This window comes from Curtobacterium sp. MCPF17_046, from assembly GCF_003224295.1.
GTDB lineage: Bacteria > Actinomycetota > Actinomycetes > Actinomycetales > Microbacteriaceae > Curtobacterium.
Map to the genome: position 1 here is coordinate 199,869 of NZ_QKLB01000005.1, position 25,058 is coordinate 224,926.

25 protein-coding genes and 1 tRNA gene are annotated in these 25,058 nt (G+C 72.4%); 18 read left to right on the top strand and 8 right to left on the bottom strand.

The window, feature by feature from the left end:
* The 11 genes from DEJ32_RS06995 to DEJ32_RS07040 all read left to right on the top strand — a co-directional run bounded on the left by DEJ32_RS06995 (position 1) and on the right by DEJ32_RS07040 (position 10,975).
* Complete coding sequence (locus tag DEJ32_RS06995) at positions 1 to 879, top strand: ParA family protein (protein ID WP_110900771.1); 879 nt, start codon at positions 1 to 3, stop codon at positions 877 to 879.
* Positions 863 to 1,756, top strand: a complete 894-nt coding sequence (locus DEJ32_RS07000; protein ID WP_375342313.1) for a segregation and condensation protein A — start codon at positions 863 to 865, stop codon at positions 1,754 to 1,756. Before DEJ32_RS06995 ends, DEJ32_RS07000 begins: the two co-directional genes overlap by 17 nt.
* Complete coding sequence (scpB, locus tag DEJ32_RS07005) at positions 1,746 to 2,480, top strand: SMC-Scp complex subunit ScpB (RefSeq protein ID WP_110900740.1); 735 nt, start codon at positions 1,746 to 1,748, stop codon at positions 2,478 to 2,480. The genes DEJ32_RS07000 and scpB overlap by 11 nt, the downstream gene beginning before the upstream one ends.
* Complete coding sequence (locus DEJ32_RS16455; protein WP_258368917.1) at positions 2,477 to 3,625, top strand: hypothetical protein; 1,149 nt, start codon at positions 2,477 to 2,479, stop codon at positions 3,623 to 3,625. Before scpB ends, DEJ32_RS16455 begins: the two co-directional genes overlap by 4 nt.
* 521 nt (positions 3,626 to 4,146) lie before the next feature.
* Positions 4,147 to 4,899, top strand: a complete 753-nt coding sequence (locus DEJ32_RS16460; RefSeq protein WP_258368351.1) for a pseudouridine synthase — start codon at positions 4,147 to 4,149, stop codon at positions 4,897 to 4,899.
* A 94-nt stretch (positions 4,900 to 4,993) separates the two neighbouring features.
* On the top strand, positions 4,994 to 6,133 hold the full coding sequence (locus tag DEJ32_RS07015; protein WP_110900742.1) for a prephenate dehydrogenase: 1,140 nt from the start codon (positions 4,994 to 4,996) through the stop codon (positions 6,131 to 6,133).
* A 164-nt stretch (positions 6,134 to 6,297) separates the two neighbouring features.
* Positions 6,298 to 6,993: a (d)CMP kinase gene (gene cmk / locus DEJ32_RS07020; RefSeq protein ID WP_110900773.1), complete on the top strand. Its 696-nt coding sequence runs from the start codon at positions 6,298 to 6,300 to the stop codon at positions 6,991 to 6,993.
* Positions 6,994 to 7,065: 72 nt separating this feature from the next.
* On the top strand, positions 7,066 to 8,586 hold the full coding sequence (gene der, locus DEJ32_RS07025) for a ribosome biogenesis GTPase Der (protein WP_110823898.1): 1,521 nt from the start codon (positions 7,066 to 7,068) through the stop codon (positions 8,584 to 8,586).
* Positions 8,587 to 8,643: 57 nt separating this feature from the next.
* Positions 8,644 to 9,315, top strand: coding sequence for a hypothetical protein (locus DEJ32_RS07030; RefSeq protein ID WP_110900743.1), 672 nt, complete (start codon positions 8,644 to 8,646; stop codon positions 9,313 to 9,315).
* A 175-nt stretch (positions 9,316 to 9,490) separates the two neighbouring features.
* Positions 9,491 to 10,021 (top strand): hypothetical protein, encoded by a 531-nt coding sequence (locus DEJ32_RS07035; RefSeq protein ID WP_181436226.1) that lies wholly within the window; start codon positions 9,491 to 9,493, stop codon positions 10,019 to 10,021.
* Between the two features lie 78 nt (positions 10,022 to 10,099).
* On the top strand, positions 10,100 to 10,975 hold the full coding sequence (locus DEJ32_RS07040; RefSeq protein ID WP_110900745.1) for an oxidoreductase: 876 nt from the start codon (positions 10,100 to 10,102) through the stop codon (positions 10,973 to 10,975).
* Positions 10,976 to 11,060: 85 nt separating this feature from the next.
* Here DEJ32_RS07040 and DEJ32_RS07045 read toward each other — a convergent pair whose 3' ends face one another.
* Both DEJ32_RS07045 and DEJ32_RS07050 read right to left on the bottom strand, forming a co-directional pair.
* On the bottom strand, positions 11,061 to 13,238 hold the full coding sequence (locus DEJ32_RS07045) for an ATP-dependent DNA helicase RecQ (RefSeq protein WP_110900746.1): 2,178 nt from the start codon (positions 13,236 to 13,238) through the stop codon (positions 11,061 to 11,063).
* 71 nt (positions 13,239 to 13,309) lie between these two features.
* Positions 13,310 to 14,773, bottom strand: a complete 1,464-nt coding sequence (locus DEJ32_RS07050; protein WP_110900747.1) for a hypothetical protein — start codon at positions 14,771 to 14,773, stop codon at positions 13,310 to 13,312.
* 69 nt (positions 14,774 to 14,842) lie between these two features.
* Between DEJ32_RS07050 and DEJ32_RS07055 the strand changes: the two genes are divergently transcribed.
* The 7 genes from DEJ32_RS07055 (at position 14,843) to DEJ32_RS07080 (ending at position 18,763) form a co-directional block, all read left to right on the top strand.
* The gene (locus DEJ32_RS07055) at positions 14,843 to 15,679 is read left to right on the top strand and encodes an endonuclease/exonuclease/phosphatase family protein (RefSeq protein WP_110900748.1); all 837 of its coding nucleotides are present in this window, start codon (positions 14,843 to 14,845) and stop codon (positions 15,677 to 15,679) included.
* The gene (locus DEJ32_RS07060) at positions 15,676 to 16,326 is read left to right on the top strand and encodes a hypothetical protein (protein ID WP_110900749.1); all 651 of its coding nucleotides are present in this window, start codon (positions 15,676 to 15,678) and stop codon (positions 16,324 to 16,326) included. Before DEJ32_RS07055 ends, DEJ32_RS07060 begins: the two co-directional genes overlap by 4 nt.
* A 138-nt stretch (positions 16,327 to 16,464) precedes the next feature.
* Positions 16,465 to 16,538, top strand: a tRNA-Pro gene (locus tag DEJ32_RS07065).
* 125 nt (positions 16,539 to 16,663) lie between these two features.
* Positions 16,664 to 16,837, top strand: coding sequence for a hypothetical protein (locus DEJ32_RS16190; RefSeq protein ID WP_181420604.1), 174 nt, complete (start codon positions 16,664 to 16,666; stop codon positions 16,835 to 16,837).
* An 84-nt stretch (positions 16,838 to 16,921) separates the two neighbouring features.
* The gene (locus DEJ32_RS07070) at positions 16,922 to 17,482 is read left to right on the top strand and encodes an MOSC domain-containing protein (RefSeq protein ID WP_110823905.1); all 561 of its coding nucleotides are present in this window, start codon (positions 16,922 to 16,924) and stop codon (positions 17,480 to 17,482) included.
* 94 nt (positions 17,483 to 17,576) lie between these two features.
* On the top strand, positions 17,577 to 18,131 hold the full coding sequence (locus tag DEJ32_RS07075) for a GNAT family N-acetyltransferase (RefSeq protein ID WP_110823906.1): 555 nt from the start codon (positions 17,577 to 17,579) through the stop codon (positions 18,129 to 18,131).
* A 122-nt stretch (positions 18,132 to 18,253) separates the two neighbouring features.
* Positions 18,254 to 18,763 (top strand): DUF3592 domain-containing protein, encoded by a 510-nt coding sequence (locus tag DEJ32_RS07080; protein WP_181420605.1) that lies wholly within the window; start codon positions 18,254 to 18,256, stop codon positions 18,761 to 18,763.
* 17 nt (positions 18,764 to 18,780) lie between these two features.
* Here the strand turns inward: DEJ32_RS07080 and rbsD are convergent, their stop codons facing one another.
* The 6 genes from rbsD to DEJ32_RS07110 form a co-directional block, all read right to left on the bottom strand.
* Positions 18,781 to 19,164 (bottom strand): D-ribose pyranase, encoded by a 384-nt coding sequence (gene rbsD / locus DEJ32_RS07085; RefSeq protein ID WP_110900751.1) that lies wholly within the window; start codon positions 19,162 to 19,164, stop codon positions 18,781 to 18,783.
* Positions 19,161 to 20,129 carry a ribokinase gene (locus DEJ32_RS07090; protein WP_110900752.1) on the bottom strand — a complete coding sequence of 323 codons (969 nt, stop codon included), beginning with the start codon at positions 20,127 to 20,129 and terminating at the stop codon, positions 19,161 to 19,163. The genes rbsD and DEJ32_RS07090 overlap by 4 nt, the downstream gene beginning before the upstream one ends.
* On the bottom strand, positions 20,126 to 21,079 hold the full coding sequence (locus DEJ32_RS07095) for a substrate-binding domain-containing protein (protein ID WP_110900753.1): 954 nt from the start codon (positions 21,077 to 21,079) through the stop codon (positions 20,126 to 20,128). Before DEJ32_RS07095 ends, DEJ32_RS07090 begins: the two co-directional genes overlap by 4 nt.
* Before the next feature lie 53 nt (positions 21,080 to 21,132).
* Positions 21,133 to 22,104, bottom strand: a complete 972-nt coding sequence (locus DEJ32_RS07100) for an ABC transporter permease (RefSeq protein WP_110890591.1) — start codon at positions 22,102 to 22,104, stop codon at positions 21,133 to 21,135.
* Between the two features lie 93 nt (positions 22,105 to 22,197).
* Complete coding sequence (locus tag DEJ32_RS07105) at positions 22,198 to 23,739, bottom strand: sugar ABC transporter ATP-binding protein (RefSeq protein ID WP_220032997.1); 1,542 nt, start codon at positions 23,737 to 23,739, stop codon at positions 22,198 to 22,200.
* 16 nt (positions 23,740 to 23,755) lie between these two features.
* Positions 23,756 to 24,844, bottom strand: coding sequence for a LacI family DNA-binding transcriptional regulator (locus DEJ32_RS07110; protein WP_110900755.1), 1,089 nt, complete (start codon positions 24,842 to 24,844; stop codon positions 23,756 to 23,758).
* Between the last annotated feature and the right edge of the window lie 214 nt (positions 24,845 to 25,058).

Below are 25,058 nucleotides of genomic sequence, written 5' to 3' on the forward strand. Positions count from 1 at the left end.
GTGAGCAGCATCCCGACGACAGCCTCCGGTACCGGCGACATCGTCACGGGTCCGACCGGTCGGCCCGTGCGGGCGTTCCCCGTGCCGGACGAGCTGGACGGCCACGGTCCGGCGCGCATCATCTCCCTGTGCAACCAGAAGGGCGGGGTCGGCAAGACCACCACCGCCATCAACCTCGGTGCCGCGCTGGCCGAGTACGGGCGGAAGGTGCTGGCAGTCGACTTCGACCCGCAGGGTGCCCTCTCCGCCGGCCTGGGCGTGCGGACGCACGACATCCCCACCGTCTACGACCTGCTCATGGGCGCCGTGAAGGACCCGAACCAGGTCATCCAGCCGACGAACGTGCCGTTGCTCGACGTCATCCCGGCGAACATCGACCTGTCCGCGGCCGAGGTGCACCTGGTCAACGAGGTCGCCCGGGAGCAGATCCTCGCGAGCGTGCTGCGGAAGGTGTCGAACGACTACGACGTCATCCTCATCGACTGCCAGCCCTCGCTCGGCCTCCTGACCGTGAACGCCCTGACGGCCGCGCACGGTGTGCTCATCCCGCTCGAGTGCGAGTTCTTCGCCCTCCGCGGTGTCGCGCTGCTCATCGAGACCATCGACAAGGTGCGCGACCGGCTCAACCCGGCCCTGACGCTCGACGGCATCCTCCCGACCATGTACGACTCGCGGACACTGCACTCGCGGGAGGTCATGGAGCGGGTCGTCGAGACGTTCGGTGACCGTGTCCTCGACACCGTCATCGGGCGCACCGTGAAGTTCCCGGACGCCACGGTGTCCGCACGGCCGATCACGCAGACGGCTCCCGAGCACGCCGCGGCCCACGCCTACCGGCAGCTGGCCCGAGAGCTCGTCCAGCGTGGCGCCGTCGCCTGAGGACCCGGCCACGAGCCTCCCGTCCGGCACGCCCGGACCCGTCGACGACGCGCGCGACGCGCCGGTCGGCACCACGACGGCACCCGGGTTCCGGGTGCGTCTCAGCAACTTCGACGGACCGTTCGACCTGCTGCTCTCGCTCATCACGAAACACGAGCTCGACATCACCGAGGTCGCCCTCAGCGCGGTCACGGGGGAGTTCATCGAGTACGTGCGACAGGCCGAGTCGAGCGACGAACTCGACGAGGCGAGCGAGTTCCTCGTCGTCGCTGCGACGCTCCTCGACCTGAAGATCGTCGGACTGCTCCCGCAGGGTGAACTCGTGGACGCCGAGGACGTGGCGCTCCTCGAGGCCCGCGACCTGCTCTTCGCACGACTGCTGCAGTACCGGGCGTTCAAGCAGGCCGCGGACTGGTTCGGCGACCGCTGGGCGACCGAGTCCCGACGGCACGTCCGGAGCGTCCGGCTCGAGGAACGGTTCCGCGCCCGGACCCCGGAGCTGGTGTGGACGCTCTCCGTGCAGGACTTCGCGGCGCTGGCGGCACTGGCGTTCGCCCCGCGGGAGATCCCGACCGTCGGGCTCGACCACCTGCACGCCCCCGCCGTGAGCATCCGGGAGCAGGCCGCCATCGTCGTGTCCCTCCTGCGCACCCGCGCCGACGAGGGGTCGCCGGACGTGACGTTCCGCGAGGTGATCGCGGGCGTCGACCAGGCGGGTATCGTGGTGGCTCGTTTCCTCGCGATCCTGGAGCTGTACCGGAACGCCTCCATCTCGTTCGAGCAACTCGAACCACTCGGGGAACTGATCCTCCGGTGGACCGCGCTCGACTGGACGGACGAGAGCCTCGCGAACCTGGGAGCCGACTATGACGGATGACGTGCACGTTCGCGGTGCGCGCGCCCGCGCCGGTGGATCCGCCGAGCCGGGTGGCTCGGACGAGATCGAGGACGCCCGAGCCCTGGAAGCCGAGCTCCGTGCTGCCGCAGCGGCACGGGCCGACGCGCCCGCTCACGCCGCGCCTCCCGTCGAGGCATCGATCGACCGTCAACTCGAAGCGATCCTGATGATCGCGGACCAGCCGCAGTCGCTCGTGGCACTCGCCGCCGCCGTCGGGGAACCGGTGGCCGTCGTCCGGCAGGCGGTCGACCGCCTGGTGGCCGACTTCGACGGCGTCGACGGCACGGTCCGCCGCGGGTTCGAGCTCCGCGAGGTCGGCGGGGGCTGGCGCTTCTACGTCCGCTCGGAACTCGACGCCGTCGTCGAGCAGTTCGTCGAGGCCGAGCGTCCGGCACGGCTGTCCCAGGCAGCCCTCGAGACGCTGGCCGTGGTCGCCTACAAGCAGCCGATCACCCGTTCCCAGATCGCCGCGATCCGGGCCGTCAACGTCGACGGCGTGGTCCGGACCCTCGTCGCGCGCGGCCTCATCGAGGAGTCGTTCACCGACTCCGAGACCGGCGCCATCAACTACGTCACCTCCGAGTTGCTGCTCCAGCAGCTCGGCATCAACTCGCTCGACGAGCTTCCGCTCATCTCGCCCCTCCTGGAGGACGGCGCGGACGGCTTCGGGCAGACCGAAGGGATCCCCGATGGCCGGGTTTGACCAGAACGACAGACCACGACGAGACGACGACCGCCGCGGCGGCTCCGGACGCGCGGGCGGTGACCGGCCGGGAGGCGCGGGCCGCCGTGACGACGCACCTCGCGGTCGCGACGGGGCCGGCTCCGGCGGGTACCGCGGGCGGGACGACCGTGGTGCGGGTGCGGGTGCGGGTGACCGCGGTGGCTACCGCGGGCGCGACGACCGTGCTGGCGGAGACCGTGGTGGGTACCGCGGCGGCGAGGACCGGGGTGCCGGTGGGTACCGCGGGCGCGACGACCGTGCCGGTGGCGACCGTGGTGGGTACCGCGGCGGCGACGACCGGGGTGCCGGTGGGTACCGCGGGCGCGACGACCGTGCCGGTGGCGACCGTGGTGGGTACCGCGGCGGCGACGACCGGGGTGCCGGTGGGTACCGCGGGCGCGACGACCGTGCCGGTGGCGACCGTGGTGGGTACCGCGGCGGCGACGACCGGGGTGCCGGTGGGTACCGCGGGCGCGACGACCGTGCCGGTGGCGACCGTGGTGGGTACCGCGGCGGCGACGACCGGGGTGGCGGTGGGTACCGCGGGCGCGACGACCGTGCCGGTGGCGACCGTGGTGGGTACCGCGGCGGCGACGACCGGGGTGCCGGTGGGTACCGCGGGCGCGACGACCGTGCCGGTGGGGACCGCTCGACGGGCGGGTACCGCGGGCGCGACGACCGCGGCTCCTCGGACCGCGGTGCGTACCGCGGTCGCGACGAGCGTGGTGCCGGCGACCGGGGCGGGTACGGCGGGAGCGACGACCGCGGGGCCGGTGGGTACCGCGGGCGGGACGACCGGGGCGGCGACCGTCCGACCGGTGGGTACCGCGGGCGTGACGATCGGGGCGGCGACCGTCCGACCGGTGGGTACCGCGGGCGGGACGACCGGGGCGGCGACCGATCGACCGGTGGGTACCGCGGCGGTGACGACCGGTCCTCCGGTGGCTTCCGAGGGCGTGACGACCGTGGCGGCGACCGTCCGACGGGTGGCTTCCGAGGCCGTGACGACCGTTCCGGCGGGTACCGCGGCGGAGACGACCGGTCTTCCGGTGGCTTCCGCGGACGTCCGGACCGTGACGCGCGCAGCTCCGACCGTCGCTCGGACGACCGTGGCGGCTTCGTGAGTCGGGACGATGACCGCGGCCGATTCGTGCGCCGCGACGACTCCGACCGTCGGCCCGGCGCTGGCGCCCGTGACGACCAGCGCGGTGGGTACCGCGGTGGTGACCGGCCGCGCGACGACCGTGGCGCGGAGCGTGGCGGACACCAGGGACGTGACTTCCGCGGCGGCGGCCGCGATGACCAGCGCGGTGGGTACCGCGGCCGTGACGACCGCGGGGCCACCCGTCGGTCGGACGACCGGGGTGCCGAGCGTGGCGGCGACCCGCGCCGCGACGACCGCCGGAGCCCGGACGGCGCCCCGAGCAGCGTCTGGCACAACGGCCGCCGCTACGTCGGTGGCACGACCAGCCCGCGCAACGACCCCGCACGCAAGCGCACGACGCCCCTGCCCGCCGGGGAACGCGACGACGAGGGTCGTCCCGCCGAGGGCACACCCGAACGCCCGATCATCCCGGACTGGGACCCGGCGGACGGGACGACGACCGACGGAGGCGAGCCGGACCTCCAGGAGGGTGGTGAGCGTCTGCAGAAGGTGATCGCCGCTGCCGGCGTCGCCAGCCGTCGTGTCGCGGAGAACCTCATCGCCGAAGGGCGCGTGACGGTGAACGGCGAGGTGGCGGACATGCTCGGTCGCCGCGTCGACCCGGACACCGACGAGGTCGCCGTCGACGGTGTGCCGGTGCAGACCGACACCTCGCGGCGGTACGTCGTCCTCAACAAGCCGACCGGCGTGGTCTCGAGCATGCAGGACGAGCACGACCGCCCGGACCTGTCCCAGTTCGTCGACCGGTTCGAGGAGCGCCTGTTCAACGTCGGCCGCCTCGACTACGACACGGCCGGCCTGATCATCCTGACGAACGACGGAGCCCTCGCGCACGTGCTGGCCCACCCGTCGTTCGGCGTGACGAAGACCTACGTCGCGAAGGTCGACGGCACGATGACGCCCTCCACGCTGCAGCTGCTGCTCGACGGCATCGACCTGGAGGACGGGCCGATCGCCGCCGACAAGGCGCGCCTGCTCGAGTCGTCGCGCGGGGAGTCCCTGGTCGAGATCACCCTGCACTCCGGCCGCAACCGCATCGTCCGGCGGATGCTCGAGGCGATCGGGCACCCGGTCCTCGAACTCGTCCGACGGTCCTTCGGACCGCTCCAGCTCGGCAGCCTCGCGCCGGGCCAGGTGCGGGAACTCACCACCGTCGAGCTCGGCAAGCTGCTCAGCATCGCGCGGACCGCGGGGACCCGCACGGGTGACGACGAGGCGGAGAGCACGGACTGACCGGCTCACGGACGGCGCCGGCGCAGGTGGGGGAGTTCCCCACAGGCCCGGCGCCGTCCCGTTCCCGGGCCGTACCGCTCGCTAGGCTTGCGGCGTGACCGATGCCACTCCGCCCGCCCGCTCCGACGACCCTGGGTCGTCGGAGATCGACCGGCGACTTCGCGGTCCGGTGCGGATCGTCGGGACCGGCCTGCTGGGCGCCTCGATCGGCCTCGCCCTGCGTGACAAGGGAGTGGACGTCATCCTGGACGACGTGTCCCCCGCCGCGTTGGCGCTCGCCGTCGACTACGGCGCCGGACGCCGCCCTGCGCCGGGTGACGCACCGGAGCTCATCGTCGTCGCGGTGCCGCCGGACGTCACGGCCAGTGTCGTGGAACGGGAGCTCGCTGTCTTCCCGGACGCCGTCGTGACGGACGTCGCGAGCGTGAAGTCCGGGCCACTCGAACGACTCCGTGCCGTCGGCGCGGACGTCTCGCGCTACATCGGCTCACACCCGATGGCCGGTCGGGAACGCAGCGGGCCGACCGCCGCCCGGGCCGACCTGTTCATCGGCCGTCCGTGGGTGATCGCCGGACACGACGACATCACCCACCAGCGAGCTGCCCCGGTGGAGCACCTGGCGCTCGACCTCGGCGCGACCGTCGTCCCGATGGACCCCGCATCCCACGACCAGGCGGTCGCCGTCGTCTCCCACGTCCCGCAACTGGTGTCGACGCTCATGGCCTCACGACTCCGGGACGCTCCGGGGGAGGCCCTCGGGCTCGCCGGCGGCGGGGTGCGCGACGTCACGCGCATCGCCGCGAGCGACCCGGGTCTGTGGGTGCAGATCATCGGCGCGAATGCCGCACACATCCGACCGGTGCTGACCGACCTGCGGGACGAGCTCGACCGGGTGATCGACGCGCTCGCCGACCCGACGGCCCCCGGGTCGCCCCGCAGCCTGGCCGAGACCATCGCGTCCGGCAACCGGGGTGTCGAGCGGTTGCCCGGCAAGCACGGCTCCACCGCCCGGTTCGCCCGTGTCGTCGTCCTGATCGACGACCGTCCCGGACAGTTCGCCGCGCTCCTCACCACCATCGGGGAGCTCGGCATCAACCTCGAGGACCTGCACCTCGAACACTCGCCACGGGCGCAGATCGGCATCGTCGAGGTGTCGGTGGTCCCCGAGCACGAACAGCGACTCGTCGAGGAACTCGAGGGTCGCGGATGGAGGATCGCAGCAGCATGGGCCTGAACGAGCACGACACCGCACTCGAGTCCGGCGTGACCGGGGGCCCGGACGGCCCCGACGCCGGACTGCCGACCCCTGTCGACCAGCCCGGACCCCTCGGCGGCGGCGACGTCACCGGTGGTCCGGACGGCCAGGGTGCCGGTGAACTCGGCTCCACGCGTGACCCGATGCCCGCGGGGCTCCCGGCCGGCGCGTTCGTCGCGAAGTTCGTCATCGCGGTGGATGGCCCCGCAGGCAGCGGCAAGTCGAGCGTGTCCCGCGCCGCGGCGCGCGCACTCGGCTTCGGCTACCAGGACACCGGCGCCGCCTACCGTGCGCTCGCGTGGCACGCCCTGCAGCTCGGCGTCGACCTCGACGACCCGGCCGCGGTCCTGGCCAGCTGGGACCACTTCGACTACGAGATCGGCACCGACCCCGACGCCTACTTCGTGCGCGTCGGCGGTGTCGACGTCACGGACGCGATCCGGACGCCCGAGGTCACGGCGGCGGTCGCGCACATCGCGAAGCTGCCCGACGTGCGCGCGAAGCTCGTCGCGCTCTTCCGGCAGGTCATGCGGAAGGCGGACGGACAGGGCATCATCACCGAGGGACGCGACATCACGACGGTCGTCGCACCGGACGCCGAAGTCCGCATCCTGTTGACCGCCGACGAATCCGTTAGGATGGCACGTCGGTCGGCAGAGGTCACGACCCAGTCGGCCGAAGAGACCTCGGCCGCCCTCGCCCGTCGGGACGCTGCCGATGCGAAGGTCGTCGACTTCATGAACGCCGCCGACGGCGTCACCACCCTCGACTCCACCGACCTCGACTTCGACCAGACCGTGCAGGCGGTGGTCGACCTGGCCCGCTCGGCCACAAACTGACGACGAGGCGGCCACACGGCCGCACGTGAACCACGAACACGCGGCCGACCGGCCGCCGGCAAGGAAACCACCATGGCGCAGCTGGACGACCGAAGCGACGACGACTTCCCCGAGTACGACGACTCCCTCGGCGAGCGGCTCGCCGACATCGACGAGGCCGAAGCGGACCAGCGTGCGAGCGCGCTCCGTGCCGGGCTCGAGGACTACGACCTCGACGAGGAGGACATCGCACTCCTCGAAGCCGGCAAGCTCGGCGTCGACGGCGTCGCGTACCTGCCGGCGCTGCCGGTGCTCGCGATCGTCGGGCGTCCGAACGTCGGCAAGTCGCAGCTCGTGAACCGCATCCTCGGGCGGCGTGAAGCCGTCGTGCAGGACACCCCGGGTGTCACGCGTGACCGCGTCAGCTACAAGGCCGAGTGGAACGACAAGCGGTTCACCATCGTCGACACCGGCGGGTGGGAGCCCGACGCGAAGGGCATCAACGCCTCGGTCGCCGCCCAGGCCGAGGTCGCGATCGACCTCGCCGACGCGGTGCTCTTCGTCGTGGACGTCACGGTCGGCATCACCGCGACCGACGAGCACGTCGTGAAGATGCTGCGCGGCACCGACCGTCCGGTCATCGTCGTCGCGAACAAGTCCGACGACGAGCGCCGCGACCTCGAGGCCCACGCGCTGTGGAACCTCGGCCTCGGCGAGCCGCACCCGGTCTCGGCCCTGCACGGTCGCGGTGTCGCGGACCTCCTGGACCTCATCATCGCGACGCTGCCCGACGTGTCCGCGGTCGCGAAGCAGGAGATCGGTGGCCCGCGTCGCGTGGCGATCCTCGGCCGCCCGAACGTCGGCAAGAGCTCGCTGCTCAACAAGGCCGCCGGCGAGGAGCGCGTGGTCGTCAACGAGCTCGCGGGGACGACCCGTGACCCGGTGGACGAGCAGGTCGAACTCGGTGGCAAGACCTGGCGCTTCGTCGACACCGCCGGCATCCGGAAGCGCGTGCACATGCAGCAGGGGGCCGACTTCTACGCCTCGCTCCGCACGACCGCCGCCCTCGAGAAGGCCGAGGTCGCCGTCGTCGTCCTCGACGTGACCGAACCGGTGTCGGTGCAGGACCTCCGCATCATCGACCTCGTGCTCGAGTCCGGGCGCGCACTCGTCCTGGCCTACAACAAGTGGGACCTGCTCGACGACGAGCGCCGCCGTTACCTGGAGCGCGAGATCGAGCAGGACCTGGCGCACGTCACCTGGGCTCCGCGCGTGAACATCTCCGCCCGCACCGGACGCCACCTCGAGAAGCTCGTGCCGGCGCTCGAGACCGCACTCGAGTCGTGGGACACCCGCATCCCGACCGGCAAGGTCAACGCCTTCGTCGCCGAACTCGTCCAGGAGCACCCGCACCCGGTCCGCGGTGGCAAGCAGCCGCGCATCCTGTTCGCCACGCAGGCGTCGACCCAGCCGCCGACCTTCGTGCTGTTCACGTCGGCGTTCCTCGACCCGCAGTACCGCCGGTTCATCACACGGCGCCTCCGCGAGGTCTGGGGCTTCGACGGCACCCCGATCATCGTCAACATGCGCGTCCGCGAGCGCCGGAAGCGCTGACCGGTCATGGCCGCGCCGCGAGGGGAGCGATCGACGTCACCGCGTCGGTCGCCCCTCGTGGCGGGGCTGGTCCTGCTCGTCGCGGTCGGCGTCGGCGCGGTCGCGCTGCGGTCCGCTCCAGATGACCGGACGTCGGCGTCCACGCCGTCGCCGTCCCCGAGCACGGACGGACCCCGGATGGCCATCGGCCACGGCTTCATCCCGGACGAGCCGACGTCCGACGCGACGGTCGTCCCGTCCGGCGCTGGCGCGGGCACCGGTGCTGCTCCCAGCGGTGACACGACCGTGGTCGACGCCGCGACCGGACTGCCCGTCGACGACGGGCAGGCGTCGGCTCCCTGGTGGCGACGGGCTCTGCCGATCGCGGGCGACCTCGTTCCGATCCGAGATGACGTCCGGGGCACCGTCCGCCTCGAGGTCGTCGGGGAACAGGTCGTCCAGATCACCCTCACCGGTGTCCGGGTCGATGCGGGGTCCGGGGCGACCGGGTCGCACGTCGGTGCCGTGCGGGTCCAGCTGTCCTCGGGTGACGTCGTGGGGACCGACCGAGCACGGTGGACCGGTGACGACGTTCCGGCCGACTTCGGCTCGTTCACGCCGGACGGCGAACACCCCGTGTTGGTCATCGTCGACCCGCAGGACCTGCCGTCGGTGGTGCACTCCGTCCTGCTCGTCGACGCCGGCACCGGTGCCGTGCTCGGCGGAGCGGAGTTGCTGCCCGTCTCCTGACCGGGGCAGCCGTGCGCGCTGTGGTGCGTGCGGGATGGATGGCAGCGCCCGACCGCTCGTCCGAGGGAGGGTCGGTGACCGCGGCGCGGACCCCGCGTGGCTACGCCGCAGATCCCGGGGCCCCGCCATAGATCCGGTGGCCCCGCGATGTGGCCGGATGGGGCACCATGGGACGGTGACGCCGCACCCGCCCGCCCTCTCCGCGCGGGCGGACCGCGCGTGGACGCGACTGCGGCTCGACCGCCTCGCAGGCGGACGACAGGGCGGCTACGTCATCCGGGAGGACATGCTCGCCCACCCGGACACCGTCCGGTCGTTCCGCTGGATCCGCTGGCTGCTCGTCGCCGAGACCGTCGTCGGACTGACCGCGGTCCTCGTCGCCGTGCTCCTGACCCGGGCCGGCCAGGACGTCCCGTGGGCGGTCTGGTTCCGCGCGACGGTCGTGCTGCTCATCACCCTGACGCTGTATGTGTTCGCGTGGCGGGCGCAGCTCGGGTACTACTGGGCGTACCAGCGGCTGCGGCTGTTCAGCCGGGTCTTCCCGATCGTGACGCTGGTGATCGCGGCGATCCCCGGGTTGTACCCGTTCTGGATGGTCATCGAGCAGATCGTCTTCTCGGTCCTCATGGTCGGGATCGGGGACGTGCTGACGAGCGACCACATGCGGAGCACCTTCCCGAGGCCGGCCCGCCGCGAGGCACGGTAGCCGGGGCGGACCCGACCGCGTACCCCAGGACCACCGAGGATGCGTGTCGCCCGGACCACGAGGAGCATCGTGGGTCGTATGACCACCACCTCCCTCCCCGGCGGCACCTACCGCATCGCTGACGACCTCGACCTGACCCGCGTCGGGTACGGCGCCATGCAGCTGGCCGGGCCGCACGTGTTCGGACCGCCTGCCGACCACGACGAGGCCGTCCGGGTGCTCCGGACCGTCGTCGACCTCGGCATCACGCACATCGACACCGCCGAGTTCTACGGCCCGCACGTCACGAACGAGCTCATCCGCGAAGCACTCGCGCCGTACCCGGAGGACGTCCACATCGTGACGAAGGTCGGGTCGGTCCGAGACGCGAAGGGCAACTGGGTGCCGACCCGAGAGCCCGACGACCTCGTCGCGCAGGTGCACGAGAACCTCCGCACCCTCGGACTCGACCGGCTCGACGTCGTGAACATCCGCATGGGCGGGTTCGACGCCCCGGAGCCGGGTTCGATCGCCCCGCAGGTCGAGGCACTCGCCCGCCTGCAGGAGGAGGGGCTCGTCCGGCACATCGGTCTGTCGACCGTCAGCGCGGAGCAGCTCGCGGAGGCGCAGAGCTACGTGCCGATCGTCTGCGTGCAGAACATGTACAACGTCGCCCGCCGACAGGACGACGCCCTCGTCGACCTCACCGCGTCGCAGGGCATCGCGTACGTGCCGTACTTCCCGCTCGGTGGGTTCTCGCCGATCCAGTCCGGAGCACTCGACCGGGTCGCGGCGCGCCTGGAGGTGTCGCGGCTCACGGTCGCCCTGTCATGGCTGCTCCAGCGGTCGCCGAACATGCTGCTCATCCCGGGGACGTCGTCGGTCGCGCACCTCCGGGACAACATCGCGTCCGCCGGGTTCGTGCTGCCGGACGACGCCGTGGCGGAACTCGACGCGATCGGGACGGCCGCGTAGCGGCCGGGGCGGACGGGAGGCGCGTGACGACCCCGCCGCGCCCCTCCCGGCCACCCGTCGGTCGGTGGCGGTCGGTGGCGGCCGGTCAGGCGACGGTGGCGAGCGCGAACGGCAGCACGGCGGACGCTCCGGCCCGGCGGAGTTCGCGACCCGCGACCGTCATCGTCCACCGGCTGTCGACCAGGTCGTCCACGAGCAGCACCGGCCCCTCGTGTGCCTGCAGTGCGGCGGCCAGCTCCGGGCCGACGACGAAGGTGTCCCAGACGCCGGACAACCGGTAGGCGCTGTTCGTCGCACCGTCGCCGCGCGGGACGCCGCCGTCGCGGTCCAGGGTGCCGAGGTGCTGCAGCCGCCCGATCGAGGACAGGGCCTGCGCGAGCGAGCCGACGAGCTGCGGGCGGGAGCGCGAGGACAGCGCCACCACGCCGGTCGGTCGGACCTCCCAGGGCCAGTCCTTCAGCGCTCGGACGCAGCCGTCGACGAGTTCGCGGGACACCGGCCCGTCCGGGGTGCCGGTCGCGAACAGCGCCCGGAGCGGCCCGCCCCACCCGAGGTCGGTGAGTCGCGCGACCGCACGGCCCGGGGCCACGAGTTCCCCGGCCGGGATCTTGCCCTTCACCGCGACCCCGAGGGACGCCATGCCCGAGGGCCACTGCGCACGCGGGGCGATCTCGACGCCGACCTGGTCGAGCGCGGTCGCGGCGCCGGAGCGGTCCGCGTCGGAGACGTCCGTCGGGTACCAGGCGCCGGCGCAGTTGTCGCACCGGCCGCACGGCTCGGCCGTGGGGTCGTCGAGGTCCTGCTGGAGGAGCTGCATCCGGCACGCGCTCGTCGACTCGTACGCCAGCATCGACGCGGCCTCGGCGGCACGGGCAGCGGCGACGCGCTCGTAGCGAGCGGCGTCGTACTCCCACGGGCGGCCGGTGGTGACCCAGCCGCCGCCGACACGACGGACGGCACCGTCGACGTCGAGCACCTTGAGCAGGAGCTCGAGCGTCGACCGCTTGATGTCGACGAGCCCTTCGAGTGCGACGGTCGACATGGCGCTGTCGGGGGAGAGTGCACCGAGCACGGCCGAGGCGCGCGACTCGGTCGGCATGGACGCGCTCGCGAAGTACTGCCAGATCTCCTGGTCCTCGCGTCCGGGCAGCAGCAGCACGTCGGCGTTGTCCGTCGCGCGGCCTGCACGACCGATCTGCTGGTAGTAGGCGACCGGCGAGGACGGCGCGCCGATGTGCACGACGAAACCGAGGTCGGGCTTGTCGAACCCCATGCCGAGCGCACTCGTCGCGACCAGGGCCTTCAGCTCGTTGCCCTTCAACTGCCCTTCGAGCTGCTCGCGTTCCTCGTTGTCGGTCCGGCCGGTGTACGCGCGGACGGCGTACCCGGACTCGCGCAGCAGGCGGGCGATGTCCTCGGCAGCCGAGACCGTGAGCGTGTAGATGATGCCGCTGCCGGGCAGGTCGCCGAGGTGCGCGAGCAACCAGCCGAGCCGGGCGCGGGCGTCGGGCAGTGTGAGCACGCCGAGCCGCAGCGAGGCTCGCGCGAGCGACCCACGGATGGTGAACACCGGGTCCTCGGGGCCGGCGGTGAGTTGCTCGGCGACGTCCTCGACCACGCGCTCGTTCGCGGTCGCCGTCGTCGCGAGCACCGGCACGCCGTGCGGCAGGGAGCGGATGAGCTCGGCCAGGCGCCGGTAGTCGGGTCGGAAGTCGTGCCCCCAGTCGGAGATGCAGTGCGCTTCGTCGACGACGAGCATCCCCATCCGCCCGATGAGCGCGGGCAGCTGTTCGTCGCGGAACTTCGGGTTGTTGAGCCGCTCGGGGGAGACGAGGAGCACGTCGACCTCGTCACGGGCGAGGGCGGCCTGCGTCTCGGTCCACTCGTGCGCGTTCGCCGAGTTGATGGACACCGCTCGCACCCCGGCCCGTGCGGCCGCCGCGACCTGGTCCCGCATGAGTGCGAGCAGCGGCGACACGAGCACGGTCGGCCCGCCGCCCCGGCGCCGCAGCAGCAGGGTGGCGAGGAAGTAGACGGCCGACTTGCCCCACCCGGTGCGCTGCACGACGAGGGCGCGCTGCCGGTGCTCGACGAGCGCGGAGATCGCCTCGAGTTGCCCCGGGTGGAAGACGGCGTCGACCCGACCGGTCAGGGCCTGCAGGGCCTCCTGCGCCTCGGCGGCGATCGCAGCGGACGGCGCCGGACCGGCCGACGACGCGACCCCCGCGGCAGGCGGGACGGAGGAGGCAGCAGGTGGGTTCATGCCCCCATGCTGTCAGGACCGACCGACGAACCCGGCCACGAGCCATGACGCTGAGGAGGACCCGCGACCACTCACTGGTAGGTGACCAGGGACGGGGTCGGCTGCACCTCGGCCATCGTCTGCTCCGGCGTCAGCATCGGCGAGTCCTCGTCGTGGAAGTTCTTCCACCCCCAGTGCAGCCCCTCCGGACCGCCCTCGTGCAGCGCCTTCCAGGTCGCCTGCTTGTCCGGTTGCGCGCCCTGCCCGTCGACGTGCACGAGCAGGTCGAGCTCCGGGTGTGAGGTGAGCGAGCCGCGGTCGACGATCATCGACGACCGGAACTGATGCAACACGAGTGCCTTCGGCGGCAGCCCCTGCCGGCGGACGAGCTCCGCGAGCCACGCCGACACCTCGTCCACCTCCCGCGCACCGACCGAGCCGATCTGCTCGAGCGGGACCTGGTCGGGCCCGAGTCGCCACTCCGGGTCGAGCGCCAACCACACGTCCGGCCGCCGCAGCAGCGACTCGTACCGTTGCGCCTGGGAGAGGAAGTCGCTCCGCCCGGGCTGCAGGTCGATGATGGTCGGCATGCCGGCCTCGTGCGCGGCGTCGACGTACGGCTCGAGGGTCGACACGGGCAGCTCGCGTGAGTAGTCGCCGTCCGCTCCGGCCTCGCCGGCGGCGACGGTCGCGATCACCTCGAAGGCGGGCGTCACGGGCACGTCGGAGATCCCGCGGTACTCCCGCGCGAGGGCCTTGGCCCGCCGCACGCTCGCCGCCGGGTCCTGTTCGCCGAGCACCCCGAGCACGGGCGCGCCCGGAGCGCCGTACAGGGCCGTGTACCGGTGGCCGTCGAAGGGCCGCCGCCCGCCGTCACCGATCCGGTACCCGGTCTGCGCCGCCCGGACGACCCACTCGGGGTCGCCGAGGTCCGCGAAGGCGGCACCGAGCAGCAGCGTCGGCCGACCCTCCGCACCGTGCAGCGCCCGCACCACGTCGCCCGACGCGGCAGGGTCCGACACGCCCGAGGGCATCTCCACCAGCTGGGCACCGGCAGCCCGCGCGGTCGCCACGGCCGCGGCATCCGAGGACCGGTCCGCCACGAGCACCGTCTGCCGGGAGGCCCGCTCCGCCTCCGCCCGCTGGCCTCCTTCCGGCGCGTCCCGCTCGGCGACGTCCGTGTCGAGCGAGACCCTGCCGACCGCCTGGTACCAGGACGCGTCGAGTCGCTCGAGCTCGGCGTCGACCGCCTCCGGTCCCGTGCCCACGAGGAGCGCGGGGACGTGCGCGCGCACCGCGGCGCTCGCCGCCCGCCGCACGGCTTCGGCGTCGTCCGCCGGCGCCACGACCGCCCCGGGAGCGGACCGGAACACGGCCCGACTCGTCCGGACCGACCGCTCGGCGGCGGAGTCCTGGGCGACGACCGTGACGGTGTCGGACGCCACGCGGGTCAGGGTCGGCCGCGGCTCCGGCGCGGCACCGGAACAGGCGGTGACACCGAGGACGAGGCCGGTCACCGCGAGCGCGAGCAGGGGACGAACGGGTCGGGAACGCATCGAGCCACCATAGGAGCCGGGCGACAGCCAGCCTGGGAACCGGGTCAGTCCGGTCGGTAGAACGGGAGCATGCTCCGACAGGCCGACGACCGACCGACCATCGGGCCGGTGTCGCCTCCCGATCTGCACTGCATGACCCTCAACCTGCGCCGCCAGGTACCCCGGCCCGCCGGGCACCCGGACGCGTGGGAGCACCGCCGGGACGCCGTCGTCGCGCTCGTCGCCTCCGAGCAGCCGACCGTGCTCGCCGTCCAGGAGGCCCTGCGCCGGCAGGCGGTCGACCTCGCCACCGGCATCGGCGAACGGTGGGAAGCCGTCCTCCTCGGGCGGGACCGCCACGGCGACGGCGAGGCCGTCGGGGTCCTCGTCGACACCGAGCGCTGCACCGTCGTCGAACGCCGCTCGTGGGCGCTCTCCCGCCGACCGCTTCGCCCCGGCAGCCGCGCCTGGGCCACCGCCTTCCCCCGCCACGCGGTCGGCGTGGTCCTCGACGACCACGCCACCGGCAGACGCTTCCTCGCCCTGGCGACGCACCTCGACGTCGTCTCGCCGTGGGCGCGGCTCCGGTCTGCGCAACTCCTCGGCAGGATCGTGGCCGAGTCCGCGCTGCCGGCCGTCGTGATGGCCGACTTCAACAGTGCGGCAGGATCCGCGCCGTGGCGTGCGCTGGCGGACGCAGGTGTCCCCGACACCTGGGGGCGGGCCTCCCGTCCGGAAACGCCGGAGGTCGGGACGTACGCCGCGTACCGGGAGCCCCGCGCCGACCGGCCACGCATCGACGGCGTGCTCGCGACCGAGACGGCCGTCGTGTCCCGCGTCGCCGTGTCCACCAGGCGGCCCGGGGGAGTGTGGCCCTCGGACCACCTCGCCGTGCACGCCGTCCTGTCGTTCGGAGCGAGCGCGTGATCGCCACCCTCGGGCTGACGTTCCTCCGCCGACCGCACGGCGCCGTCTGGGCCGCCGACCTGCTCCGGATCGTGACGCTCGTCAGCGTGCCCGTCGCCGCCGTCGGATGGGGCGCGGTGGCGTTCGCCGTGATGGCGCTCGCACTCCTCGGCGCCGTCGTCCCACGCATGCTCGGCCTCCGCCCGACGTTCGACGCAGCGGTCGTCCTGCTGAGCCTGGTCGCCGCGTGGAGCAGCATGCTCGACTGGTACACGACCGTGTTCCTGTGGGACAAGGTCGTGCACGTCATCCTGGTCGGCCTGCTCGCCGGGCTGCTCTACGTCATCGCCTCGGACGTCGGGGTCATCGCCTCGGCCCCGCGTGCAGGGGTGCTGCTCTCCGCCCTCGTGGCGCTCGCCGCGGGGATGGCGATCGGCTCCGTGTGGGAGATCGGCGAGTGGCTCGGGCACAACTTCGTCGACGACACGATCGTCGTCGGCTACGACGACACCATCGGCGACCTGGCCGCGGACGGGGCCGGCGCGTTGCTCGCCGGGTTCGCACTGCCGTGGTTGTCGCGGGAGCGGCGGGTCGTCCGACCGGGTCAGGCTGCCCAGGGTGTCGGCGCTCGCCGCGAGGGCACGTCGGCGCTGCACACGCAGGGTTGACGCGCGCGGGCTGCGGGCCGTGGCGCGGTGGGGCTCGCGCTTCCGCTATGCTGGATGGGCTGCTCCGCGCTCGGTCGGGTGGGGAGCAGGGCCTGCAGTGTCCTTCGTGGACGCGGGGTCTGGGTCCGTACGGACTCACGGGCTGTGGCGCAGCTTGGTAGCGCACTTGACTGGGGGTCAAGGGGTCGCAGGTTCAAATCCTGTCAGCCCGACCGACAGCCCCGACGGAACCGAGTTCCGTCGGGGCTTCTTCGTTCTCCTGACGCGATTCTCGTTCGGTGACGGGTGCGAACTCGGCCGCGTCCCGTGGCACTTCCGCCACGGCGGGAGGTACGACGTGACGCTGGTCGCCGACGCCCACACGACGACAGACGCCGAGCACGACGGAGTGGCCATCACCGGCGAGCAGATCGTGGCCCACACGAACATGTACTTCGCCGGACTGCGCTACCCCGGCCGACAGTTCGCCGCCTTGTCGCACGGCGCCGTCGCCCTCTCGTCCGCGCGGTAGGCGACCATCCATCGCGGGGCCGGCCTCCGCGTCACCCGGGTCGCGGTGTTGCCGTCGCTCGCACGCCTGGGGCAGGATCACCACATGACGGGGGAACGCGGAGACCGAGCACGGGTGGTCGCGGTGAGCAGGGACAGCAGCCACGACTTCAGCAAACCCGTCGTGGACGAGGTGACGCTCGTCGAGGGCCTGGGCGTCGAGGGTGACGCACATGCGGGACGCACGGTGCAGCACCGATCGCGTGTGGCTCGGGACCCACTGCAGCCGAACCTGCGCCAAGTGCACCTGATCCACGCCGAGCTCTTCGACGAGGTGGCTGAGGTCGGCTTCGCGGTCGCGCCGGGCGAGATGGGCGAGAACATCACGACGCGGGGGATCGACCTCCTCGGACTGTCGACCGGTGCACTGCTCCACCTCGGAGCCGACGCCTGCGTCCGCGTGACCGGGTTGCGGAACCCGTGCCAGCAGATCAACGACTTCGAGCCCGGTCTCCTCCGCGAGGTGTTGGGTCGCGCCGAAGACGGCTCGGTGCGACGCAGAGGCGGCGTCATGGCAGTCGTCGTCTCGGGCGGAACGGTCCGGGCCGGTGATCCCATCCGCGTGGAGAACCCGGCGGGCGACCACCAGCCGCTCGGCCCGGTGTGACCGCGGCCCGCAGGGACCGGCGCTGGGTCGCTGGTTCGTGTCCTGTCGATCGCGTCACCGAGGACTGCACCGTCGGCCCTGCGAGGATCGACGCGTGATCCTGCACGGGGCGCTGGCGACGCTCGAACCCATCACGCCGGAACTCGCGGCTCGTGTCGTCGCGCGTGACGAGCGTCCCGGTGATGACTGGCACGCCGAGTACCCCTTCGCGGATGAGCTCGACCCACTGCGGTCGTTGGCGACCGCGTCGGAGGTGGACCCCGACTTCACGATGTACCTCGTCCGGCGAACGTCGGATGGTCTCGCCGTCGGCGGGTTCGGCTTCTTCGGCCCGCCGGATGCATCGGGGACGGTCGAGTTCGGGTACGGCCTGGTCCCGTCGGCTCGGGGCGCCGGTCTGGCGACGGAGGCAGTGGGACTGGCTCTCGACCGCGCGGCCGTCTGCGGCGCGCGGGTCGCGGTGGCGGACACGGACGTGACGAACACCGCGTCGCAGCGTGTCCTCGAGTCGAACGGCCTGGCGGAGGTCGACCGCCGTCGGTCACTCGTGTTCTACCGGCGCGACCTTCCCACCCGCCGTGCCCACGGTGACCAGCGCGCCGCCAGCGACCACCACGGTGCTCGCGCCACTGACCCAGCGGGGAGGTAGCCGTGCCGAAGCCGAGGAAGCGGCGCCGCCGCCCACGTCGACCGCGGCAGCCGATGACCTGGGCCCGGTTCTGGCGCGGAACCGGGGAGAGCGTCCGCGTGGGTTGGCCACGCTGGCTGGTGGTGATCGGATTCCTCGCGGTCCTGCCGGTCGTGTTCACCCTGCCCGGGGACATCGCGACGCTGCGGCAGAACACGGACCTGCACGAGCGTGGAAGGACGGTGTCCGCAGTTGTCGTCGCGGTCGAGGAACAGCACCACACCGGTCACCGCGGTGGGAGCTGGACCGAGTACTGGCCCGTCACCCGGCAGACGATCGACGGCGTCACGTCCACGACTCCGCTGCGTGGGTACGCGAGCACGGCGCGCGAGCGCTACCAGCGTGGGCAGCGTCTGACCGTGTTGATCGACCCCGACGACCGTCGCACCATCGCCCTGGCGGGTGCGGGCGCTCGCGCGAGCCTGCAACGACAGGTCCGGATCGGTGCCGTCGTCGGTGCAACGGGAGCGGTGTTCCTCGCGATCGGCGTGCCGGTCACCGTCCGGCAGGCTCGCTCCCACCGACGCCGGACGGCCCTCGCGAAGCCGCTCGGGACAGCGCGGAAGCGGTGGTGGTCCCGGCCGAGGGGATGACCCGGCCGGGACCCCGGTCAGAACGGCACGCCGCAGACGAGGACGGCGTTCGCGAACGCCGTGGCTTCGCCGGTCCGGACGAACAGGCGGGCGCCGGCCGACAGCGTCTTGAGCTCCTCGTGCGACACCGCACGCCGCTCCGGGAACCGGTCGGCGAGCCACCCGTCGGCCTCGGTCCCGGCGGCCTCGGTCGCGGCGATGCACTCCTGGAAGACGGCGTCCCCGAGCAGGGCGTCGAGGACGTCCACGAACCGGGGCACCCCGTGCACGAGCGCGAGGTCGACGACCGGCACGCCGGGCGGGATCGGCAGGCCGCAGTCCGCGACGACGACCAGGTCACCGTGGCCGAGCCGACTGAGACCGGCGTTCAGCTCGGCGTTGAGGATGCCGCCCTTCTTCACGACGCACCCCCGGCCGGAGCAGCCGGAGCAGCCGACCCGTCCGGCAGGTCGACCGAGGGCAGCACGTCGTCCAGCGTCGGGTAGGACGGCTGCGTCCCGGCCCCCTGGACGGCGAACGCCCCGACCCGGACGGCCTGCCGCGCGGCGTCGAGCAGGGAGTCCCCGCCCGCGAGCCCGGCAGCGAGGGCACCGACGAACGCGTCGCCCGCACCCGACGAGTCGACCGCGGTCACCCGCGGGGACGGGACCGCGACGAGGTCGTCCCCGTCCGCCACGAGTGCACCCCGCGCGCCGAGCGTCACGACGACACTCCGCACACCGAGTGCCCGCAGCGCGGCGACCAGTGCGGGTTCGTCCGCCGGCACGTCCGCACCGGGGTCGAGCTGCGCGAGGACGAGCGCAGCCTCGTGCTCGTTCACCACGAGCGGGTCGGCCGCGAGCACGACCTCCCGGTCGACCGGCACGACGGGCGCCAGGTTGAGCAGCACCCGTCCGGTCGCGAGTTCCGCGGCGGCGGCGATGCCGTCCGCCGGGATCTCGCCCTGCAGGACGACCACCGCGGCGGACGCGACGACCGAGGCGGAGGCGAGGAGGGCCTCCCGGTCGGTGGCGCTGTTGGCGCCCGGGATGACGACGATCGTGTTCTCACCGCTCCGGTCGACGGTGACGGTCGCGAGACCGGTGGGGGCGTCGACGGCACGGACGTGTGTGACGTCGACCCCGCTGTCGGCCAGGAGGCTCGTGGCGACCTGCGCCGAGCCGTCCCGTCCGACGCTCCCCACCATGGTGGTGGGAGCGCCGCGACGGGCGGCGGCGACGGCCTGGTTGGCGCCCTTGCCGCCGGGCAGCAGGGACATGGAGGTCGCGACGAGGGTCTCGCCGGGCGACGGGTGCCGCTCGACGGTCACGACCTGGTCGACGTTGAGCGAACCCACGACGACCACGGTTCCGGTGGAGCGGCTCACTTGGTGAAGTCTCCGACGTTGCTCTTGGTCACCGACACGACCGGCACCTGGACGGTCTTCTTCGCCTTGCCCGAGGCGGCCTTGATCGCCTGGTCGACCGCGAGGGCGCCGAGCTTCGCCGGCTGCTGCGCGACGGTGCTGCTGAGCGTTCCGTCCTCGATGGCGCTGAGACCGTCGGCCTCGCCGTCGAACCCGGCGACCTTGACGTCCTTGCCGGCCTTCGCGCCGAGCGCCTTGATCGCGCCGAGGGCCATCTCGTCGTTCTCGGCGAAGACGCCGACGACGTCGGGGTGTGCCTGCAGCAGGTTGGTCGTGACGTCGAGCGCGGTGGCGCGGTCGAAGTTCGCGGTCTGCTTGCCGACGACCGTGATGTCCGGGTACGCCTTGATGCCCTCGGCGAAGCCCTTGCCGCGGTCGCGGCTGGCGGAGGTGCCGGCCTGGCCCTGCAGGACGAGGATCTCGCCCTTTTCGCCGATGGCCTTCGCCAGGTCGTCGGCGGCCTGCTTGCCCCCGGCGACGTTGTCGCTCGCGATGAAGGAGTCGACGTCGGCGCCGTTGACGGTGCGGTCCACGGCGATGACGGGGATGTCGGCCTTGTTGAGCGCGGTCACGCTCGGGCCGGCGGCGTCGGAGTCGACCGGGTTGACGATGACGGCGTCGGTGCTGCCGCTCGAGGCGGTCTGCAGCTGGTTCGCCTGCTGGGCGGAGTCGTTCTGGGCGTCGACGACCTCGAGTGTGACGCCCTGCTTCTTCGCCTCGGCCTTCGCGCCGTCGCGGACCTCGACGAAGAACGGGTTGTTGAGCGTGGAGAGGGCGAGCGTCACCTTGGTGTCGCTGCCGCCGCCGGCCGCGCCGCTGGTGCTCGTGCGGTTGCACCCGGCGGTGCCGAGGACGACCAGGCCGGCGACGACGCCGACGGTGGCGACCTTCTGGAAGGAGGAGAACTTCATCGTTGGTTCCTTTGTGCTGGTGGTGTGGGGGAGGGAGGAGGAGGAGTGGGAGGTCAGCTGCTGCGCGTCTTGCGGCGCAGGACGTCGAAGCCGACGGCGACCGCGATGACCAGGCCGATGACGACCTGCTGCCAGAACGAGCTGACGTTGAGCAGGTTCAGGCCGTTGCGGATGACGACGAGCACGAGTGCACCGATGAACGTGCCGGAGATCCGACCGACACCGCCGGCGAGCGAGGCGCCACCGATGACGACCGAGGCGATCGCGTCGAGTTCGTACCCGCTGGCGGCCTGCGGCTGCGCGGAGTCGAGGCGGCCGGCGAGCAGGAGGCCGGCGAGTGCGGCGAACAGGCCGGACAGGGCGAAGACGACGACGACGATGCGCTTGACCGGCAGGCCGGACAGGCGTGCGGCCTCGGCGTTGCCGCCGACCGCGTACATGCTGCGGCCGATGACGGTGCGGTTGAGGATGAACGAGGCGACGAGGGCGGCGAGCACCAGGACGATGATCGGCACCGGGACCGGGCCGATGTCACTGCCGAGGAACGACACCTGCGGGGAGGTGGGGACCGGCTTGCCGTCGGAGAGCACGAGGGTCAGGCCGCGGGCGACGCTGAGCATGGCGAGGGTCGCGATGAACGACGGCAGTTTGCCGTAGGCGCTCGCGAGGCCGTTCACGACGCCGGTGGCGAGTCCCGCGACGAGCCCGCCGACGAGGGCGAGCCACCCCGGCAGCCCTGCGGTGGCGAAGAACCAGCCGGAGACCATGGCGGACAGGGCGGCGACCGACCCGACGGACAGGTCGATGCCGCCGGCGACGATGACGAACGTCACGCCGAACGCGAGCACCGCCACGGTCGACACCTGGATGCCGATGTTGAGGAGGTTCCGGCCGGTGAGGAAGTCGGGCGTCGCGATGAAGAGCGCGATGCAGAGCACGACGAGGCCGACGAGGGCGCCGTTGTTCGCGAGGAACTTCGTGAACGAGGAGGACCGCGACGGGGCCTTCACAGTGGTCGATGACATGCGGGTGCTTTCTGGGAGGTACTGCGCTGTACGCGGGGGAGGGGACGGCGGCGGGATGTGCGGTGGTGCGCCGTGCGGAGTGGGGCGCCGGGGTCAGGCGGCGTCGGCCTGCCCGTTCTCGGGCTCGGTGACGTCCCGGGCGGCGAGGGTCATGACGGCGTCCTCGGTGGCGTCGGCGCCGTCGAGTTCGCCGGCGATGCGGCCGTCGCGCATCACGAGGATGCGGTCGCTCATGCCGAGGACCTCGGGGAGTTCGCTCGACACCATGACGACGGCACCGCCGGCTTCGGTGATGGCGTTGACGAGCTCGTAGATCTCGACCTTCGCGCCGACGTCGACACCGCGGGTCGGCTCGTCCAGCAGCAGGACGCTCGAGCCGGCGAGGATCCAGCGCCCGAAGACGGCCTTCTGTTGGTTGCCGCCGGACAGGGAGCCGATCGGCTGGTCGATGTCGTGCATCCGGATCCGCAGGCGGGCGGCGACCTGCTCGGCGCGCTGCTTCTGCCCGGCGAAGTCGACGAGACCGCCCCGTGCGCTGGACGCGAGCGTGGCGTAGCCGAGGTTGTCGTTGACCGACGCGCCGAGCACGAGGCCCTGGCCCTTGCGGTCCTCGGGCACGTGTCCGATACCGGCCTTGATCGCGCCGGCGACGCTGCCCTTGCCGAGTGCGCGGCCGCGGACGGTCACGGTGCCGCTGTCGTAGCCGTCGGCGCCGGCGATCGCGCGGACCAGTTCGGTGCGTCCGGCGCCGACGAGGCCGGAGATGCCGACGATCTCGCCGGCGTGCACGTCGAAGGACACGTCCGTGAAACGACCGACGGCGGTGAGGTGTTCGACCCGCAGCACGGGGTCGGCACGGTCGACGACGGCCGCGCCCGTCGGGTACTGCTCCTCGATGCTCCGCCCGACCATGAGCCGGACGAGCTCGTCCTCGGGCGTCGAGGCCGGCACCTCGGCCACGAAGTGACCGTCGCGGAGCACCGCGACCGTGTCGCCGATCTCGGCGATCTCGTCGAGGTGGTGGCTGATGAAGAGCATGCCGACGCCCCGGGCACGCAGGTCCGCGACGACCCGGAAGAGCGCCTCGGTCTCGTGGCGGGTGAGGGCCGCGGTCGGTTCGTCGAGGATGAGGATCTGCGCGTCGACGCTGAGCGCCTTCGCGATCTCGACGAGCTGCTGCCGGGCGATGCCGAGGTCACCGACCGGGGTGTCGACGTCGACGTCGAGCCCGATGGTGGCGAGCGCCGCCTCCGCCTGGCGGCGGAGCGTCTTCCGGTCGACCATGCCGAAGCGGGTCGGGATCCGGCCCATCATCACGTTCTCGGCGACGCTGAGCGACCCGACCAGGTTGAGCTCCTGGTGGATGGTCGCGATGCCGAGCCGCTCCGCGGCCGAGACGGTCGGGAGGCTCACCTCGGCCCCGTCGACGAGGATCCGCCCGCCGTCGGGCTGGTGGATGCCGGACATCATCTTGATGAGCGTCGACTTCCCGGCACCGTTCTCGCCGAGGAGGACCTGCACCTTCCCGGCGTGCACGTCGACGGTGACGTCGGTGATCACCTGGACGGGGCCGAACGACTTGCTCACCCGGTCGAGGGTGAGGAGTGGGTGCTGCTGCAGGGGGGTCTGCGGCATCGGTGTCTGTTCCATGTCAGTGCTCCGGGTGCTGCTGGTCAGCGTGCTGCTGGTCGGCGTGCTGCTGGTCGGTCGGGCGCGGCGGTGCGGCCGGTCGACGGGGACGGATGGGGGTGGCCGAGGAGGCGCGGACGATGAGCTCGCTCGGCAGGCGGACGGACTGCGGGGTGCCGCCGTCGATGACGTCGCGGAGCAGGTCGACCGCGACACGGCCCATGTCCTCGACGCTGTGTGCGACGACGGAGAGGGCGGGCTCGAGGAGCGAGAACCACTCGATGTCGTCGAAGGCGACCAGGGCGATGTCCTCGCCGACACGGAGACCGAGCCGGTTCAGGATCGCGATCGCGCCGACGGCCATCAGGCTGTCCGCGGCGAAGATCGCCGTCGGCGGGTCGTCGAGACCGAGCAGGGTCGTGACGCCGGTCGAGCCGGACGCGGCCTGGAAGTCGCCGAACACGACGAGGTCGGGGTCCGCGCTGAGGCCCGCGGCGGTGATCGCGTCCTGGTACGCCGTGAAGCGCTCGCGGCCGGTGGAGACGCTCTGCGGGCCGGCGATGTACCCGATACGGGTGTGTCCGAGTGCGGCGAGGTGCTCGACGGTCTGCCGGATGCCGGTGCTGCTGTCGGTGGTGACGCTCGGCACGTCGATGCCCGGGATCACGCGGTCGACGAACACCGTGGGGATCTCGCGGTCGACGAGTTGCTGGACGGTCCCGGTGTCGTTGCCCTGCGGTGCGACGATCACGCCGTCGACCCGGCGGGCGATGAGCGTGTCGAGGTACCGGTTCTGCTGGTCGGCCCGTTCGTTCGCGTTGCCGAGCAGCGTGACGTAGCCCTCGGCCAGCGCGGCCTGCTCGATCGTGTGGGCGAGGTCCGCGAAGAACGGGTTGCGGACGTCCGAGACGAGCAGGCCGATCGTGTCCGACCGGGTGGACCGCAGCGCGCGGGCCTGCAGGTTCGGGCGGAAGTCGAGGTCCTTCGCGGCCTGCTCGACGGCCCGGCGCGAGTCTTCGCTCGTCGCGGCGTTGCCCGAGAGGACGCGCGATGCCGTCGCTGCCGAGACGCCGGCGCGGGCGGCGACGTCCTTGATGGTGACGGCGTTCATCGTTGAGCACTCCGTTGGGCGAGTCGTGGAATCGATTCCATGGAATCGATTCCATGACCATAGGCACCGTGGCCGGTCATGTCAAGCAGGGGGCCCGGGGGGGGGGCTGTCTCTTATACACATCTCCGAGCCCACGAGACATCTCAGGATCTCGTATGCCGTTTTCTGCTTGAAAAAAAAAAAGCACCCGCCTGCCTTGCGCATTCGCGTTCCG